18 protein-coding genes are annotated in these 15515 nt (G+C 69.7%); 10 read left to right on the plus strand and 8 right to left on the minus strand.

Annotation, left to right across the window (positions count from 1 at the left end):
• Positions 1-11 precede the first annotated feature (11 nt).
• The 4 genes from trmD (at position 12) to PFX98_RS16835 (ending at position 3088) form a co-directional block, all read left to right on the plus strand.
• Positions 12-770 carry a tRNA (guanosine(37)-N1)-methyltransferase TrmD gene (gene trmD, locus PFX98_RS16820; RefSeq protein ID WP_285231639.1) on the plus strand — a complete coding sequence of 253 codons (759 nt, stop codon included), beginning with the start codon at positions 12-14 and terminating at the stop codon, positions 768-770.
• A gap of 107 nt (positions 771-877) precedes the next feature.
• The gene (gene rplS / locus PFX98_RS16825) at positions 878-1231 is read left to right on the plus strand and encodes a 50S ribosomal protein L19 (protein ID WP_285231640.1); all 354 of its coding nucleotides are present in this window, start codon (positions 878-880) and stop codon (positions 1229-1231) included.
• Positions 1232-1370: 139 nt separating this feature from the next.
• Positions 1371-2078, plus strand: coding sequence for a CoA pyrophosphatase (locus PFX98_RS16830; RefSeq protein WP_285231641.1), 708 nt, complete (start codon positions 1371-1373; stop codon positions 2076-2078).
• A gap of 20 nt (positions 2079-2098) precedes the next feature.
• Positions 2099-3088, plus strand: coding sequence for a CobD/CbiB family protein (locus tag PFX98_RS16835; protein ID WP_285231642.1), 990 nt, complete (start codon positions 2099-2101; stop codon positions 3086-3088).
• A 1-nt stretch (position 3089) separates the two neighbouring features.
• On the opposite strand, the gene PFX98_RS16840 is transcribed toward PFX98_RS16835, so the two are convergent.
• The 3 genes from PFX98_RS16840 to PFX98_RS16850 form a co-directional block, all read right to left on the minus strand.
• Positions 3090-5111 carry a S9 family peptidase gene (locus tag PFX98_RS16840; protein WP_285231643.1) on the minus strand — a complete coding sequence of 674 codons (2022 nt, stop codon included), beginning with the start codon at positions 5109-5111 and terminating at the stop codon, positions 3090-3092.
• A 106-nt stretch (positions 5112-5217) separates the two neighbouring features.
• Positions 5218-6114, minus strand: a complete 897-nt coding sequence (locus PFX98_RS16845; protein ID WP_285231644.1) for a Tim44 domain-containing protein — start codon at positions 6112-6114, stop codon at positions 5218-5220.
• 62 nt (positions 6115-6176) lie between these two features.
• Positions 6177-6953 (minus strand): SDR family NAD(P)-dependent oxidoreductase, encoded by a 777-nt coding sequence (locus PFX98_RS16850; RefSeq protein ID WP_285231645.1) that lies wholly within the window; start codon positions 6951-6953, stop codon positions 6177-6179.
• 33 nt (positions 6954-6986) lie between these two features.
• On the opposite strand from PFX98_RS16850, the gene PFX98_RS16855 reads away from it, so the two are divergent.
• Positions 6987-7688, plus strand: a complete 702-nt coding sequence (locus PFX98_RS16855) for a hypothetical protein (RefSeq protein ID WP_285231646.1) — start codon at positions 6987-6989, stop codon at positions 7686-7688.
• On the opposite strand, the gene PFX98_RS16860 is transcribed toward PFX98_RS16855, so the two are convergent.
• The gene (locus PFX98_RS16860; RefSeq protein ID WP_285231647.1) at positions 7667-8278 is read right to left on the minus strand and encodes a pseudouridine synthase; all 612 of its coding nucleotides are present in this window, start codon (positions 8276-8278) and stop codon (positions 7667-7669) included. The two genes, PFX98_RS16855 and PFX98_RS16860, sit on opposite strands and share 22 nt — an antisense overlap.
• Positions 8278-8754: a protein-tyrosine phosphatase family protein gene (locus PFX98_RS16865; RefSeq protein ID WP_285231648.1), complete on the minus strand. Its 477-nt coding sequence runs from the start codon at positions 8752-8754 to the stop codon at positions 8278-8280. Before PFX98_RS16865 ends, PFX98_RS16860 begins: the two co-directional genes overlap by 1 nt.
• Before the next feature lie 141 nt (positions 8755-8895).
• Between PFX98_RS16865 and PFX98_RS16870 the strand changes: the two genes are divergently transcribed.
• From PFX98_RS16870 to PFX98_RS16885, 4 genes are read left to right on the plus strand one after another with little or no spacing between them, the layout of a single operon-like run.
• Positions 8896-9321, plus strand: a complete 426-nt coding sequence (locus tag PFX98_RS16870; protein WP_285231649.1) for a VOC family protein — start codon at positions 8896-8898, stop codon at positions 9319-9321.
• Positions 9322-9345: 24 nt separating this feature from the next.
• Positions 9346-9765, plus strand: coding sequence for a VOC family protein (locus PFX98_RS16875; protein WP_285231650.1), 420 nt, complete (start codon positions 9346-9348; stop codon positions 9763-9765).
• A gap of 13 nt (positions 9766-9778) precedes the next feature.
• The gene (locus tag PFX98_RS16880) at positions 9779-11071 is read left to right on the plus strand and encodes an MFS transporter (RefSeq protein ID WP_285231651.1); all 1293 of its coding nucleotides are present in this window, start codon (positions 9779-9781) and stop codon (positions 11069-11071) included.
• Positions 11068-11733 (plus strand): helix-turn-helix transcriptional regulator, encoded by a 666-nt coding sequence (locus PFX98_RS16885; protein WP_285231652.1) that lies wholly within the window; start codon positions 11068-11070, stop codon positions 11731-11733. Before PFX98_RS16880 ends, PFX98_RS16885 begins: the two co-directional genes overlap by 4 nt.
• Here the strand turns inward: PFX98_RS16885 and PFX98_RS16890 are convergent.
• Complete coding sequence (locus PFX98_RS16890; protein WP_285231653.1) at positions 11718-12218, minus strand: thioesterase family protein; 501 nt, start codon at positions 12216-12218, stop codon at positions 11718-11720. The two genes, PFX98_RS16885 and PFX98_RS16890, sit on opposite strands and share 16 nt — an antisense overlap.
• Positions 12219-12371: 153 nt before the next feature.
• Between PFX98_RS16890 and PFX98_RS16895 the strand changes: the two genes are divergently transcribed.
• Positions 12372-12761 carry a hypothetical protein gene (locus tag PFX98_RS16895; protein ID WP_285231654.1) on the plus strand — a complete coding sequence of 130 codons (390 nt, stop codon included), beginning with the start codon at positions 12372-12374 and terminating at the stop codon, positions 12759-12761.
• Between the two features lie 8 nt (positions 12762-12769).
• Here the strand turns inward: PFX98_RS16895 and PFX98_RS16900 are convergent, their stop codons facing one another.
• Both PFX98_RS16900 and hydA read right to left on the minus strand, forming a co-directional pair.
• Positions 12770-14023 carry a Zn-dependent hydrolase gene (locus PFX98_RS16900; RefSeq protein WP_285231655.1) on the minus strand — a complete coding sequence of 418 codons (1254 nt, stop codon included), beginning with the start codon at positions 14021-14023 and terminating at the stop codon, positions 12770-12772.
• 11 nt (positions 14024-14034) lie between these two features.
• Entirely contained in the window at positions 14035-15504 is a 1470-nt protein-coding gene (hydA, locus tag PFX98_RS16905) for a dihydropyrimidinase (protein ID WP_285231656.1), read from the minus strand.
• Positions 15505-15515 lie beyond the last annotated feature (11 nt).

Here is a 15515-nt window from a genome sequence, read left to right on the forward strand (position 1 = left end):
TTCGCGTCGCAATGCGCTTTGATCTGATCACCCTCTTTCCCGAGTTGTTCGGCCCGCTGCTGACGGCGGGCGTGACGCGCCGCGCCTATGAGAGCGGCCAGGTCGATGTGCAGCTCTGGCAGCTGCGCGACTTCGCCGAAGATAACTACCGCCGCGTCGATGACCGCCCCTATGGTGGCGGCCCCGGCATGCTGATGCTGGCCGAGCCGCTGGAACGCGCGCTCGCGGCGGTCAAGCTGGCGCGCGTCGAAGCGGCCGCCGATGCCGGGCCGCCAGCCATCATCCACTTCAGCCCCACCGGCCGGCGCATCGACCAGGCGCTGGTGCGGGCGCTGGCGCAAGGGCGGGGCGGCGTGCTGCTGTGTGGCCGCTACGAGGGCATCGACCAGCGCTTTCTCGACAAGCATGTGACGCTGGAGTTGAGCCTGGGCGACTTCGTGCTTTCGGGGGGCGAACTGCCCGCCATGGCCCTGCTCGATGCCATCGCGCGCCTGCAGGAGGGCGTGCTCAACGATGCCGCCTCGCACCAGCAGGACAGTTTTTCCGACGGCCTGCTGGACTGCCCCCACTACAGCCGCCCCGAGGTGCTGGACGGCGTTGCGGTGCCGCCGGTGCTGCTGTCCGGCCACCATGCCCAGATTGCGCGCTGGCGCCGCGAGCGCTCGCTGGAGCTGACCTGGCGCCGCCGGCCCGAGCTGATCGAGGCGGCGCGGGCCGCCGGCCGCCTGAGCAAACAGGACGAAGCCTTTTTGCGCACCTTGAGCGTGTAGCATTTTCAGCTATAATGATCGGCTTTTCCGATCCTCTGCCGGGCAACACGGGGCGCCGCCTCGTCAACAGCAATTCATGCGCTGGCACGATCACTTGGAGTGAAAACATGGACTTGATCCAAACCCTTGAGCAAGAAGAAATTGCTCGTCTGAACAAGACCATCCCCGTGTTCGCCCCTGGCGATACGGTGATCGTCAGCGTGAACGTCGTTGAAGGCACCCGCAAGCGCGTGCAGGCATACGAAGGCGTCGTGATTGCCAAGCGCAACCGCGGCCTGAACAGCAGCTTCATCGTGCGCAAGATCTCCAGCGGCGAAGGCGTGGAGCGTACGTTCCAGCTGTACAGCCCCCTGATCGCCTCGATCGAAGTCAAGCGTCGTGGCGATGTGCGCCGCGCCAAGCTGTACTACCTGCGCGAGCGTTCGGGCAAGTCGGCACGTATCAAGGAAAAGCTGGCTTAAGGTCAGCTGCGGTGCGAACCTTGCCGGTTCGCGCTCAACCAGAAGCCGCCCGGGCCAGCGCCTCGGCGGCTTTTGTTTTGCCCGCCTGTTAACCCTGCGACAGCGCTGCCGCGCGCTTCGGCTCTATGCTCGGCCCACCATGTCCCGCCCACCCATTCTGAACGCGCAGGGGGTGCCTGTTGTCGGCACCGATGCGCATCTGCCTGCCGTGCCCGAAGCCGCGCTGCGTGCTGAGGCCCTGCGCCAGCGCTTTGCGGCCGCCCCGGCCTGGCAGCCCGAATTTCCCGGCGACGGAGGGCTGTTCAGCCAGCGCGAGCCGAGTGCGGCCGCGGTGCTCTTGCCCCTGGTGCAGCGGCCCGAGGGCCTGCAGGTGCTGTTGACCCAGCGCACCGCCCACTTGCGTGACCATGCGGGCCAGATCAGTTTCCCGGGCGGGCGCAGCGAGCCCGAAGACGGCAGCGCGGTGGCGACGGCCTTGCGTGAGGCCGAAGAGGAAATCGGTCTTGGCGCCGAGCACATCGAGGTGATCGGCGAACTGCCCGTCTACACCACCGTCACGGCCTTCCATGTCACCCCGGTGGTGGCGCTGGTGCGCCCGGATTTCGAGCTCAAGCTCGACGCCTTCGAGGTGGCCGAGGCCTTCGAGGTGCCGCTGGCCTGGCTGATGACGCCGGCCCACCATCGCCGCCACCGCTTCAGCTGGGAGGGCGGCGAGCGCCACTTCCTCTCCATGCCCTGGACGGGGTCAGATCTTGCCGGGCAGGGCGGCGGCGAGCCGCGCGAATACTTCATCTGGGGCGCCACGGCGGCCATGCTGCGCAACTTCTATCGCTTTCTCTCTGCCTGAGCCCGCTATCATCCCGGGCCATGAACTTCTTTGCGGTCTTGTTCGCGCTGCTCTGTGAACAGCTCAAGCCTTTGCCCCATGGCAACGCGGTACACCATGGCGTGATCGGCTGGGTGCGCTGGACCGGGCGCAACTTCGACGCCGGCCGCGAACACCATGCGGCGGTGGTCTGGAGCATCACCGCGCTGGGTCCGGCCCTGCTGGCCGCGCTGCTCTACATCACGCTGCGCCACTTCAGCGTGCTGCTGGCCCTGGCCATGGATGTGGCGGTGCTGTACCTGACCCTGGGCTTCCGCCAGTTCAGCCATTACTTCACCGACATCCGCGATGCGCTGGAGCGCGGCGATGAACTCGAAGCGCGCCGCCTGCTGGCCGAATGGCGCCACCTGGATGCCAGCGAGCTGCCGCGCACCGAGCTGCTGCGCCATGTCATCGAGCATTCGCTGCTGGCCGCGCACCGCCATGTGTTCGGCGTGTTCTTCTGGTTCATCCTGCTCTCCACCCTGGGCCTGGGTCCGGCCGGCGCGGTGCTCTACCGCATGGCCGAATTCGCCAGCCGCTACTGGGCCTTCAAGAGCCGCACCATCGATGCGCCCACCAACGAGCGCCTGATGCAGCTCTCGCGCAAGCTGTTCGGCTGGATCGACTACGTGCCCTCGCGCCTCACCGCCACCGGCTTTGCCATCGTCGGCAATTTCGAGGAGGCGGTGAACGGCTGGCGGCGCGACGCCGCGCTCTGGATGCATGCCAACGAGGGCATCATCCTGGCCTCGGCGGCCGGTGCCCTGGGCGTGCAGCTGGGTGGCTCGGCCGCGCCGGGCATCACGCCGGACCGCAGCAAGACCTTCAACGCCGGCGGCGACATGGACGCCACCCTGGCCGATGGCTCCACGCCCGGCCAGCTGCCCTCGCTGGGCGCGCTGCAGAGCGTGGTCGGCCTGGTGTGGCGCTCGGTGGTGCTGTGGATGCTGCTGCTGGCCCTGCTGACGCTGGCCAACCTGGTCGGCTGAACTACCGCAGCACCGTCTGCTGCATGAACAGGATCGTCGCGTAGAACTGGAAGTCCTGGTTCTCCTTGCGGGCGAAGCCATGGCCCTCGTTCTCGGCGCGCAGATACCAGACCGGCGTGCCGTTCTCGCGCACCTTGGCGACGATCTGCTCGGCCTCGGTATAGGGCACGCGGGGGTCGTTCTTGCCCTGCACCACGAACAGGGGCTTCGTGATCTTGGCGGCATTGCTGAGCGGTGAGATCCTGTCCTGGAACGCGCGCATCGCCGGATCGCGCTCGTCGCCGTACTCCACGCGGCGCAGGTCGCGGCGGTAGCTCTCGGTGTTCTGCAGGAAGGTCACGAAGTGCGAGATGCCCACCACGTCGATGGCGCCGGCAATGCGCTCGGCGTAATGGGTGGCCACCGCCAGCGTCATATAGCCGCCGTAGCTGCCGCCCGTGACCAGCACGCGCGAGGCGTCCAGGTTCGGCTGGGTGGCGATCCAGTCCAGCAGGGCGCCGATGTCCTTCACCGAGTCCTCGCGCTGGAAGCCGTTGTCCAGCGCCAGAAAGCGCTTGCCGTAGCCGGCCGAGCCACGCACATTGGGCTGGATCACGGCCATGCCCAGCTCCTGCAGGTAGTAGTTGTTGCGGCCCAGAAAGCCCATCGTGGCCTGCGATTCGGGCCCGCCATGGATGCTGATCAGCACCGGGCGCTTGCCCTCGAACTGCGTCGGCGGCAGGCTCAGCAGGCCGGAGATGCTGAGGCCGTCAAAGCTCTTCCAGCGCACCAGCTGCTGCTCGCCGAAGCGGCTGGCGTCGATGCCCGGCGGCACATAGGCCTGGGTCCAGGCCTGGGGCGCACCCCAGCCGGTCTTGGCGCGTGCCACGCTGAACACCTGGCTGGGGCTCCGGGCATGGCTGACGCCCATCACCAGCTCGCCGCGCTGCTGATCGAAATGCAGCGCACCGATGCTGCCGGCGGGCAGCGGCGGCGTCGGCAGGGGCTTGAGGCTCAGCGCGTCGAAGAGACGCAGCTCGCCGCGCCCGTCGGCGTTCACGCGCGCGGCCAGCAGGCGGCCATCCCGGCTCAGCGTGGCGCCGCTGACGTCCCAGGGGATGTCGGCCGAGACGCGCACCAGCTTGCCGCTGCGCAGATCCAGGCGCGCCAGCTCGCGGAACTCGCTGTGGCGGTCGGTGAGCACCCAGAGCTGCCGGTTGTCGTGGCTGAACTCGCCGGCAAAGTAGACCGCGCGCGCACTGTCGCCAGCGGCCGGCAGCAGCTTGCGCCGCGCGCCGCTGGCGAGGTCCAGCAACCAGAGTTCAGACTCGTTGGCCGAGATATAGCGCGTCAGCGCGAGCTGCCTGTCGTCGCGCGAGACCGAGCGCACGCCCCAACCGCCGCCTTCCAGCTGGGCCAGGCGGCGCTTGCCCTCGGGCTTCTCGGGGTCCATGACCCAGATGTCGGTCATCACCTGGGCGCGTGTGCCGCCCTGGGCGGTGCGGTCCAGCGGCAGCGAGGTGACGACCAGTTGCGCGCTGCGATGCAGCCAGGCGCTCATATTGTGGCGTTCGTCCGGGTTGGTCAGCAGCACCGGGGCGGCGCCCTTGCCATCCAGCCGGTACAGCTGCGCCACCTCGGAGCCGCCGCTGCTGCGCTCGAACACGATGTAGCGCCCCTGCCTGGGTTCGTAGCTGGCCTCACCCACCGGATCGGCGCCGTCGGTGAGCTGCTCCAGCTCGCCCTGCGGGTTCGTCAGGCGGTAAAGCTGGGCCGTGTTGGCGCCGGCCTTGCGGTGGCTCACCAGCATCTCGCGCTGCCTGGGATGCCAGTCCACGAAGGCATGGCCGCGGAAGTCGTTGTAGGCCGTGACCTTGTCGGCCAGGCTTTGCGGGATCTCCGGGATGCCCTGGGCCAGCAGCTTGGGGTTGGGTGACAGGAACTGGGGCGCCTGCGCCTGGCTGGCCTGGGTCAGGCCGGCCAGCAGCAGGCTCAGCGCGATCAGCGCGGTGCCGCGGCAGCGCTTGGAAGAGGAGTGGGGCATATTGGGTACGCGGAAATGAAAGGGCCGCGCCACCCCTGCGGTGCGCGGCCCGTGATTGTGGCAACAGCGGCCGGGTCTGAGCTAGGTCAGATCCCCGGGTTTTGCCTCACTGCGTCTGCTGAATGCCGGCAATCGCCCATTCGCGGCTGCCGTCCTGCGGGCGCACCAGATGCCAGATCTCGTCGAAGGACTCGGCGGCGGCTTCGCTCTGCTCGCGGATCAGGCCCCAGAAGCGCACGCTCACCACCTGCTGGTCCGGTTCCTGGGCACGGTCCAGCAGCTGCGCATTCAGCTGCAGCACGTCGGTGCGCTGCGCGCCCTTGCGATCCAGCAGATCATGCTGCACGGCGGCATACATCTCCGGCGTGGTGAACTTGCGCAAATCGTTTTGGTCGCCCGCATCGTTGGCGGCCTGCAGGCGGATGAAGACGCGCTTGGCGACTTGCACGAACTCCTCGTCTTCGGCACTGCTCACGGGCGCCGCAGCGAGCGGGGCTGTCGCAGCAGCGGCGGCGGCTGGCGCATAGCCAGCACCGGCGTCCGCACCTGCACCTGCACCCGCATACTTCAGGCCGGCGCCCTGGGCCGGCTTGGCCGCAAAGCGGCGCATCACGAAGCCCACCACCAGCATCAGGGCCACGCCGATCAGCAGCATGGTCATCACATTGGCCAGTGCGCCGCCAAAGCCGAAATGGCTGGCCAGTGCGGCCAGGCCCAGGCCGGCGGCCAGGCCGGCGATCGGACCCATCCAGCTGCGCTTGGGCGCGGCGGCTGGCGCGGCCGCGCCGGTCGGGGCGGGGCTGGGCGCGGCTTGCTGGGCCGGCACGCCGCTACCCTGCGGCGTCGTGCTCTGCTGGGTGGGCGGGCTGGCGGGCTGGGTCGGCACCGTGCGCTTCATGCCAGCGGAGCCGCCGCCGCCGATGCGCTTGGCCTCGGCGTCCGGGCTCAGCATGCTCAGGCTCAGGGCGGCCACCAGGGTGGCGATCAGCAATCCATGTTTCACGTCTTCATCTCCTTGCGGCCATCGACGGCCGTGGCGGGCATATGGGGTCGGGCGGGGGCAATTCAAGCGTCGCGCACATCGGCCAGCACCTTGCTGCCGAAGTCGGGGCGCGCCAGGAACTTGAGGATGCGCGCGGCCGCCTCGTCGGGGCTGGCCAGCAGGCCCTCGCGCTTGAAATTGGCGAACTGTGCCTGGTCGGGGAACTTGCTAGGGTCGCCGCTGCGCAGCTGGGTCTGCATATCGGTGTCGATGATGCCGGGTGCCAGCGAGACGATCTGCGCGCCGTTCAAACCCTGGCCGCGCTTGTGGGCCTCGTCCAGTGCCATCGCGGCGGACAGGTTGTCCATGCCGGCCTTGGCGGCGCAGTAGCCGGCGCTGGCCGCCATGGCGCGGCGCCCCAGGCCGGATGAGATATTGAGGATGCGCCGGGCGCCCGGCCAGGCGCGCGTGGCGTCGAGGAAGGCGGCACTCAGCAGCAGCGTCGCCTCCAGGCTGACGCGCAGGGTGCGCGAGAGTTCGGCCAGCGGCAATTCGTCCACCGGGCCGGGCGGGCTCACCGCGGCCGCGTTGTTGATGAGGGTGAGGCTGCGGTAGCCCTGGCCGTCCTGCTGGCTCAGCCAGCTGCGCAGCTGTTCGGCGGCGGGCAGGGGATCGGACAGATCGGCCGTCCATTGCTGCAGCGGCGCGCCCAGCCGCGCGGCCTCGGCCTGCAAGGCCTCGCTGCGCTGGCGCGCGATGCCGATGAGCTGCCGCGACGGCGCCAGCAGCTGGCGGGCTATCGCCTCGCCCATGCCGCGCGAGGCGCCGGTGACGATGGTGAGATCGGTGAGGGTGTTCATGGGCGCATGGTAGGGCAAGCTACAGTGGCGGCCATGACGCAGAAGAAGATGTTTGTCTGGCTGGGCCTCGCGGTCGCGGCGATATTCGTGCTGGCCTTTGCACCGGCCCTGTGGCAGATGGTGAGGGGCCCTGTGCCCGGGGCCGTGCCGGAGCACGACCTGCCCTGGCAGGTGCAGGCCTTGCCCGATGGCAGCAGCCGCGTGTTCGGCCTGGCGCTGGGGCCCGGTCGCCTGGCGGACGCGCGGGCGCGCTGGCCCGACAACTTCCAGCTCGCGCTGCTCGTCGACGGCACCGACGCCGCGACGCTGGAAGCCTATGTGGAAAATGTCCAGCTCGGTTTCGTCAGCGGGCGCCTGATCGTCAGCGCCATGCTGCCGGCGGCGCAGATGCAGGGCTTGCGCGAACGCGCCAGCAAGATCGAGCCGCTGGCCAGCGGGGCGCACCGCTACACCCTGGCCGCGCAAGACCTGGCTCTGGCCGATGGCGCCAGCTTGCGGGGCATCAGCCTGATCCCGGCGCTGCAGCTGGACGCGGCGCTGGTGCAGCAGCGCTTCGGCGCCCCCGCCGAGCGCCTGCAGCTGCAGGGGCTGGAGCATTGGCTCTATCCCGCGCTGGGCCTGGCCATCAGCCTGGACCCCAAGGGCAAGGAGCTGCTGCAGTATGTCGCGCCGGCCGATTTTTCGGCGCGCCTGCGCGAACCCCTGCTGGCGCTTCAGAAGTCCGGCGCGCAGTAAAAGCGCTGGCCGCTGTCTTCCAGCACCAGCTCGCTGGCATGCAGCAGCAGGCGCGGTGCGCGCGCCGCGTCCGCGAGGCTGGCGTAGAGCGCATCGCCCAGGATGGCGTGGCCGATCGCCATCAGGTGCACGCGCAGCTGGTGGGTGCGGCCGGTGAGGGGCACGAGCTCCACGCGCGTGCTGTCGGCCGTGCGCGCCAGCACGCGCAACCGCGTCTGCGAGGGTTTGCCGCGCTGCGCATCCACCATCTGGCGCGGCCGGTTGGGCCAGTCGGAGAGCAGGGGCAGGTCGATCTCCAGCTCGTCCTGCGCCAGCCGGCCCGCCACCACCGCCACATAGCGCTTGCCGACGCGGCGCGTGGCGAAGGCCTGGCTCAGCTCGCGCTGCGCCGCGGCCCCGCGCGCCAGCAGCAGCAGGCCCGAGGTGGCCTGGTCCAGCCGATGCACGATGAGCGCATCCGCGCACTGCTGCTGCACGCGCACGCTGGCGCAATCCTGCTTGTCGGGGCCGCGGCCGGGCACCGAGAGCAGGCCGCTGGGCTTGTTGACGACGATCAGGCGCGCATCGGCGTGCAGCAGCGTCAGGTTCATCAGAACTGGTCGACCCAGCCGGACTGCGCGGCCGACTGCGGATTCGAGCCCACCGCGCGCACCGCCGCCAGCGCCGCCTCGCGTTCCAGCCCCAGGCCCTTGAGCACGCAGGCCGCCACCGTGCCGGTGCGGCCGATGCCGGCGGCGCAATGCAGCAGCACCTGCTCGCCCAGCACCAGGCTGTGCGTCAGCTGCTCCACCCCCTGGCGGAAGGCCGCCGGGTCGGCGCCCAGGCCGAAATCGCGCATCGGCAGATGCTGCCAGCGAAAGGGCAGGCGGCCCTCGGCGATGGCCTTGTGGTAGGCGGGCGAGAGCTGCGCCACCTCCTCCAGCGGGTTCAGGCACACCACCAGGTGCAGCTGGCGCAGGCGCGCCTCGTCAAGAAAAGCGCCCCATGACTCGAGGCGGCCGGGCATGGACTGCAGCCAGAGGCGGCCGCTGATGGCAGAGGGCAGGGGCAGAGAGCGGAATGGCATGGCCGGATTGTCACTTGCGCCGGCCCGCTCTGTCAGCCGCGGCATGGGCCTGGCTGCTTCATGGTTTATAAACCAAACGTTTATTTAATTCGACGGCGCTGGCATGATGCCGGCCATCGGCGCTAAGCCTTGGAGGACGCGATGGGTGTGGTGAATCTGCAGTTGCTGGGCCTGGATCATGTGGTCTTGCGGGTGCGCGATCTGGACGCCGCGCTGGCCTTCTACGTCGGTGTGCTGGGTTGCAGCCTGGAGCGTCGCCAGGACGAGATCGGCCTGGTGCAGCTGCGCGCCGGCGCCGCCCTCATCGACCTGCTGCCCCTGGACGGCAAGCTGGGCCGCGCCGGCGGTAGCGGGCCGGGCGCCGAGGGGCGCAATATGGATCACTTCGCGCTGCGCGTGGCGAGCTTCGACGAGGCCCGGCTGCGCCTCGCGCTCGAGGCCGCCGGTGTCGAGGTGGGCGAGTATGGTCAACGTTATGGCGCGGAGGGCGAGGGCCCCTCGCTCTATCTGCGCGACCCCGACGGCAACGGCGTGGAGCTGAAGGGCCCGGCCCAGGCCTCGGCATAAGCGCTTGTGCGTACGGACCCCGCCATGACGTCTTCGCAAGCAACGCATCCCCATCTGCGCATTGCGCGCCCGGTCGCCGATCTGCGGCGCAGCGTCGCGCTCTATATCGACGGCCTGGGCCTGAGCCGCCTGGGCGAGTTCGCCGACCACGCGGGCTTCGACGGTTGCATGCTGGGCCAGCCGGGCGCGGCCTATCACCTGGAGTTCACGCAGTGCCGCCAGCACCCGGTGGCGCCGCGGCCGACGCCCGAGGATCTGCTGGTGCTCTACCTGCCCGAGCCGGCCGCCTGGGAGGCCGCCTGCGCGCGCCTGCTGGCGGCGGGTTTCCGCCAGGTGGCGGCCTTCAACCCCTATTGGGACGAGCGTGGCCGCAGCTTCGAGGACCCGGACGGCTACCGGCTGGTGCTGCAATGCGCGGCCTGGCGCAACGAGCCGGCCCCATGAGCCGGGACCTCGCATGAGCGCCAGCCTTGCCAGCCTCGCGGCCGAGCCGCCGCCCGCCATCAAGCATCCGCAGCTGGTGCTGTGGGCCGTCTGCCTGCTGGGGCTGCTGAGCACCATGGGGGTGGCGATGCCATACCCCATCCTGGCGCCCATCTTCGTGCACGGGCCGGCCGATGCCTTCACGCGCTTTGCGGGCCTGGATCCCAAGCTGCTGATGGGCCTCGCGCTGGCCGCCAATCCGCTGGGCATCCTGATCGGCAGCCTCTTCATCGGGCCGCTGTCGGATCGCTATGGCCGCCGTGCCGTGCTGGCCGTGACCCTGCTGGCCACCCTGGGCGGCTATCTGCTCACCGCCTATGCGCTGCAGCAGCGCTGGTATCTGCTGTTCGTCGCGGCGCGCTTCGTCACCGGGCTCACCGAGGGCAATGTGGCGGTGGCGCGCGCCCTGCTTGCCGACATGCATGGGCAGATCGACCGCACGCGTGCCTTTGCGCTGCTGAATGCCGCGCTCTACATGGGCTGGCTGCTGGGGCCGCTGGTGGGCGGGCTGACGCTCGGCTGGGGTGCCCCCGTGCCCTTCGTGCTGGCGGGGCTGGCCATGCTGCCCTGCCTGCTGGTGCTGGGCCTGGGCGTGCCGGCCTCGCCCGCGGCCAGCGGCCCCCTGCACCTGCTGCGCGCCATGCGCGAGCAACAGGCCCTGGGCCTGCTGGCGCGCGACCCACTGCTGGCCGCCCTGTTTGCGATGCAGCTGTGCCTGACCCTGGGGGTCAACGCCCTGTATGAGTTTTCGCCGCTCTGGCTGCTGGAGCAATTGGGCCTGGACGGCCGCGGCATCGCCTGGGTGACGGCGGGGCAATGCGCGGTGATGACGCTGGCCAGCGTGTTTTCCGGGCGCTGGCCCTTGCGCCGGTTCACCCAGGGCGGGCACCCGCTGCGGGCGGCGGCGCAGGCGGCGCTGGGCGCCGCGCTGCTGATCGGCGCGCTGGCCCTGGTGCCGGGCCCCGTCGGGCTGGCGGTGATCATGCTCTCGGGGCTGCCGCTGGCGCTCTACAACGCGCTGCTGCCGGCCTGGATGTCGGAGCGTTTTGCCGCCCATGGCCAGGGGCGGGTGATGGGCTTGCTGTCCACCGTGTTCTGCATCGCCAACGTGGCGATCGCCCTGGTGGGTGGCGCGCTGGCCCTGCTCTCGGTGCGCTGGATCATGGCCCTGGGCGGCTTGATGTGCGGCGCGGCCGCGCTGCAACTCCTGCGCCTGGCGGCGCGCGAACCGCAGCAGCATCAGCAGGTTGGGGGGCGCGCGCCATGAACGCCACCAGCGAGCGCCTGCTCTACCAGCTCAAGAGCCGCGGGGCGCAGAGCGCCGCCACGCTGGCGGCGGCCTGCGCCATCACGCCGATGGGGGCGCACAAGCAGTTGCAGGGCCTGCTGGCGCAGGGCCTGGTGGAGGCCGAGGACGAGGTCAAGACGGGCGGCACGGCGGGCCGCCCCAAGCGCATCTGGCGCCTCAGCGCGATGGGCCATGGCCGCTTTCCCGATCGCCATGGCGAGCTGGCGGTGCAGCTGATCCGGCAGACCGCCGAGCTGTTCGGGCCGGCCGCGCTGGAGCAGCTGATCGCGGCGCGCGAACGCGACATGCTGGCCAGCTACCAGCAGCGCCTGCAGGGCGCGCGCAGCCTGCCCGCCAGGCTCAGACGCCTGGCCGAGATCCGTGCCGAGGAGGGCTATCTGGCGCGCGTGGAGCGCGATGGCAGCGACTGGCTGCTGATCGAGGACCATTGCCCGATCTGCGCCGCGGCCAGCAGCTGCCAGGGCTTCTGCCGCTCCGAGTTGGCCCTGTTCCGTGCCCTGCTGGGTGCGCAGGTGGCGAGCGTGGAGCGCTGCGAGCACCTGCTGCAGGCCGGTGCCAGGCGTTGCGCCTACCGCATCCGCGCGGCCCGGCCGCGCGCCGCGGTTCAGGAGACGATGTAGGCGGCCGCGCCGGTGCTCAGCAGCCGGCCCTGAGCGTCCAGGAATTCCATGCGCGTGCTGGCCACCCGGCTGCCCAGGCGCAGCACCTGGGCGCGGGCGCGGAACAGCGGCCCGGTGGCGGGGCGCAGATAGTCGATGCGCAGGTCGATGGTGCCCAGCTTGCCGAAGCGCTGCAGGCGCTGCAGCGGCGGCTCGTCCAGGTGGCGCGCGCCGATGGCGGCCATCACCGCCAGCCCGCCCATCGCGTCCAGGGTGGCGCTGATCACGCCGCCGTGCAGGCGCTGGTGGGTGAAATGGCCGATCAGCTCGGGCCGCATGCTGATATGGGCCAGCACCTGCTCGGCCTCCAGCGCGTCGATCTGCAGGCCCAGCACGCGGTTGAAGGCAATATGTTCTTCAAAGATCTCGCACAGCCGCTGCGTGAACTCGGGCTCGAAGATGCTTTGCCGGGGCGGCTGCGGGGCAGTGGCTTGGTCGCTGGTCATGCCTCGAACTTAGCCCAGCGTCGCCTCCCTGGCACTGAGGGCTGACCCTCGGCCGCTGGCGCCTTGGCGACAGCTCGCAGCTGTAAAAGAATGTGTGGCCGGTCGGCAGGATGGTTGCGCTGGGCGTTGATGACGCATTGACCGGAGATCACCATGAAACTGACCGCCTTGTTGCCTCGCCTGTTGCTGTGCTCGGCCGCGCTGGCCTCGGGCGCCGCCTTCGCCTACGACCGCTCGCCCGAGATCGGCTTCAGCCTCTCGGTGGCCCAGCCCGGCGTGTATGGCCGCATCGATATCGGGCCGCAGCAGATCCCGCGTGTCTACTATCCGCAGACGGTGCTGGTACAGCCGGCCGCCGTGGCCTACCGGCCCATGTACATCTATGCGCCGGAACCCCATGTGCGGCATTGGCGCGACTACTGCCGCCAGTACGGCGCTTGCGACCGCCCGGTGTACTTTGTGCGCGACGAGTGGGTGCGCGAGAACTATCGCCACGAGCACCGCCACGGGCGTGGCCATGGTCACGGCCATGGCCATGACTGACTGAACGATCAGCCGGCGCGCTCCAGCATCGCGTGCAGCAGCACGTTGCAGCCCGCCGTGATGTGCTCGGGCTTGGCATCCTCGATCTCGTTGTGGCTGATGCCGTCCTTGCAGGGGATGAAGATCATGCCCGCCGGCGCCAGGCGCGCCATGTAGACGGCATCGTGCCCGGCGCCCGAGACGGCCGGCATGTTCGAATAACCCAGCTTCTCGGCCGCACGCGCCACCGCCTGCACGCAGTCCGCGTGGAAGGGCTGGGCGGGGTAATGCGAGACCAGCTCGATCTGGATGGGCAGGCCGCTTTCGGCGCTGTGCCGGGCGGCGCAGGCGCGGATGTCGGCGTCCATCGCCTCCACCAGCGCGTCGCTGGCATTGCGCAGGTCGATGCTGAACTTCACGCGGCCCGGGATGACGTTGCGGCTGTTGGGGTGCACCTGCACCATGCCGACCGTGCCACGACCATGCGGCGGATGCCGATGCGCCACCGCCACCACGTCCTGCATCAGGCGGGTGGCCACCTGCAGCGCATCCTTGCGCAGCGCCATCGGGGTCGGGCCGGCATGGGCCTCCATGCCGGTGACGGTGCAGTCATACCATTTGATGCCCAGCACGCCGGTCACCACGCCGATGGTGACGTCGTGATCCTCCAGCACCGGACCCTGCTCGATATGGGTCTCGAAATAGCTGCCGATCGGATGGGCGCCGGGTTCCTCGGGCCCGATATAGCCGATGCGCTCCAGCTCCGCCTTGACGCTCTTGCCCTCGGTATCGGTGGCGGCATAGGCATGCTCCAGCGTGAAGGCCTTGGCGAACACGCCCGAGCCCATCATCACCGGCACGAAGCGCGAGCCTTCCTCGTTGGTCCAGAACGCCACCTCGATCGGGGCTTCGGTTGCTATGCCATGGTCGTTGAGGGTGCGCACCACCTCCAGCCCGGCCAGCACGCCGTAATTGCCGTCGAACTTGCCGCCGGTGGGTTGGGTGTCGATATGGCTGCCGGTCACCACCGGGGGCAGGGCGTTGTTGCGCCCCGGCCGGCGCATGAAGCCGTTGCCGATCTTGTCCACCGTCACCGTCATGCCGGCCTCGCGCGCCCAGCGCAGCACCAGGTCGCGGCCCTGGCGGTCGAGTTCGGTGAGGGCGAGGCGGCAGACGCCGCCCTTGTCGGTCTTGCCGATCTGGGCCAGCTCCATCAGCGAGGCCCAGAGGCGCTCACCGTTGACGCGCAGGGTGCCGATGTCGGGGCGGGCGATGGTGTCCATGTGATTGCTCCTCAGCGCTTGGCCGAGCGATCGACCGGCGTGGGTGCCAGGTCTTGCGCGCGGGCCTTGGCGGCCTGGAAATTTGGGCCGAAGGCGGGGCGCTTCAGATAGCGGCCGGCGCCGGCTTCGGCACGCAAGTCGCCCTGGGCGTAGACCACGCGGCCCTGGCTGATGGTATGGCTGGGAATGCCGCGTACCGTGCGGCCCTCGAAGATATTGAAGTCGCCCTTGGAGTGCTGCGTCCGTGCCGAGATGGTCTTGGTGCCCTGCGGGTCCCACAGCACCAGATCGGCGTCGGCGCCCGCGGCGATGCAGCCCTTCTGCGGGTAGAGGTTGAAGAGCTTGGCCGTGTTGGCCGAGGTGATGGCCACGAACTCAGCAGGCGTGAGCCGGCCGCTGTTGACGCCGGCATCCCAGATCACCGCCATGCGTTCCTCGATGCCCCCGCAGCCGTTCGGGATCTTGGCGAAGTTCTCCAGGCCGGCGGCCTTTTGCTGGGCGCAGAAGGTGCAATGGTCGGTGGCGGTGGTGTGCAGCTGGCCCGATTGCAGGCCGCGCCACAGAAACTCCTGGTGGATCTTGGGGCGGAAGGGCGGGCTCATCACATGGGCCGCGGCCGTGGCGAAATCGGGGTGGCGGTAGACGCTGTCGTCGATCAAAAGATGGCCGGCCAGCACCTCGCCGTAGACGCGCTGGCCGCGCGCCCGCGCCCGGGCAATCGCCTCGGCCGCCTCGATGCAGGAGACATGCACGATGTAGATCGGCACGCCCAGCACGTCGGCGATCGCGATGGCGCGGTTCGCGGCCTCGCCCTCGACCATGGGCGGGCGCGAGAGCGGATGGCCCTCGGGGCCGGTGATGCCCATCTTGGCCACTTCCTGTTGCAGCAGATAGACCAGCTCGCCGTTCTCGGCATGCACGGTGGGCATGGCGCCCAGCTCCAGCGCGCGCTTGAAGCTGTTCACCAGGGTTTCGTCGTCGCACATGATGGCGTTCTTGTAGGCCATGAAGTGCTTGAAGCTGTTCACGCCCTCCTGCTGCACCAGGGTGGCCATGTCGGCATGCACGCTCTCGCCCCACCAGGTGACGGCGACGTGGAAACCGTAGTCGCCGGCCGACTTCTCGGCCCAGCCGCGCCACTGCCGATAGGCCTCCATCAGCGGCTGCTGCGGATTCGGGATCACGAAGTCGATGATGGAGGTGGTGCCACCGGCCAGGCCCGCCGCGGTGCCGGTGAAGAAGTCGTCCATCGTCACCGTGCCCATGAAGGGCAGCTGCATGTGCGTGTGCGGGTCGATGCCGCCGGGCAGCAGGTACTGGCCGCTGGCGTCCAGGGTCGGCGTGCCGGCCGGGGCCTGCGCCTGCGCGCTCGCGCCCACGGCCGCGATCTGCCCACCCACGCACAGCACATCGGCCTGGCATTCGCGGTCGGCGTTGACAACGGTGCCGCCACGTATCAGCAGTGCTGAAGAAGAAGCCATGAGGAGTCCTT

It is taken from the genome of Paucibacter sediminis (assembly GCF_030254645.1).
In the GTDB taxonomy this organism is placed as follows: domain Bacteria; phylum Pseudomonadota; class Gammaproteobacteria; order Burkholderiales; family Burkholderiaceae_C; genus Paucibacter_B; species Paucibacter_B sediminis.

Coding starts and splice junctions, on each gene's coding strand:
- PFX98_RS16835 (WP_285231642.1), top strand. CDS start 2,099: ATGAACTTCTTTGCGGTCTTGTTCGCGCTGCTCTGTGAACAGCTCAAG.
- PFX98_RS16890 (WP_285231653.1), bottom strand. CDS start 12,218: ATGACCAGCGACCAAGCCACTGCCCCGCAGCCGCCCCGGCAAAGCATC.
- PFX98_RS16875 (WP_285231650.1), top strand. CDS start 9,346: ATGACGTCTTCGCAAGCAACGCATCCCCATCTGCGCATTGCGCGCCCG.
- PFX98_RS16870 (WP_285231649.1), top strand. CDS start 8,896: ATGGGTGTGGTGAATCTGCAGTTGCTGGGCCTGGATCATGTGGTCTTG.
- PFX98_RS16850 (WP_285231645.1), bottom strand. CDS start 6,953: ATGAACACCCTCACCGATCTCACCATCGTCACCGGCGCCTCGCGCGGC.
- PFX98_RS16855 (WP_285231646.1), top strand. CDS start 6,987: ATGACGCAGAAGAAGATGTTTGTCTGGCTGGGCCTCGCGGTCGCGGCG.
- PFX98_RS16895 (WP_285231654.1), top strand. CDS start 12,372: ATGAAACTGACCGCCTTGTTGCCTCGCCTGTTGCTGTGCTCGGCCGCG.
- trmD (WP_285231639.1), top strand. CDS start 12: ATGCGCTTTGATCTGATCACCCTCTTTCCCGAGTTGTTCGGCCCGCTG.
- PFX98_RS16830 (WP_285231641.1), top strand. CDS start 1,371: ATGTCCCGCCCACCCATTCTGAACGCGCAGGGGGTGCCTGTTGTCGGC.
- PFX98_RS16885 (WP_285231652.1), top strand. CDS start 11,068: ATGAACGCCACCAGCGAGCGCCTGCTCTACCAGCTCAAGAGCCGCGGG.
- PFX98_RS16880 (WP_285231651.1), top strand. CDS start 9,779: ATGAGCGCCAGCCTTGCCAGCCTCGCGGCCGAGCCGCCGCCCGCCATC.
- hydA (WP_285231656.1), bottom strand. CDS start 15,504: ATGGCTTCTTCTTCAGCACTGCTGATACGTGGCGGCACCGTTGTCAAC.
- PFX98_RS16865 (WP_285231648.1), bottom strand. CDS start 8,754: ATGCCATTCCGCTCTCTGCCCCTGCCCTCTGCCATCAGCGGCCGCCTC.
- PFX98_RS16840 (WP_285231643.1), bottom strand. CDS start 5,111: ATGCCCCACTCCTCTTCCAAGCGCTGCCGCGGCACCGCGCTGATCGCG.
- PFX98_RS16860 (WP_285231647.1), bottom strand. CDS start 8,278: ATGAACCTGACGCTGCTGCACGCCGATGCGCGCCTGATCGTCGTCAAC.
- rplS (WP_285231640.1), top strand. CDS start 878: ATGGACTTGATCCAAACCCTTGAGCAAGAAGAAATTGCTCGTCTGAAC.
- PFX98_RS16900 (WP_285231655.1), bottom strand. CDS start 14,023: ATGGACACCATCGCCCGCCCCGACATCGGCACCCTGCGCGTCAACGGT.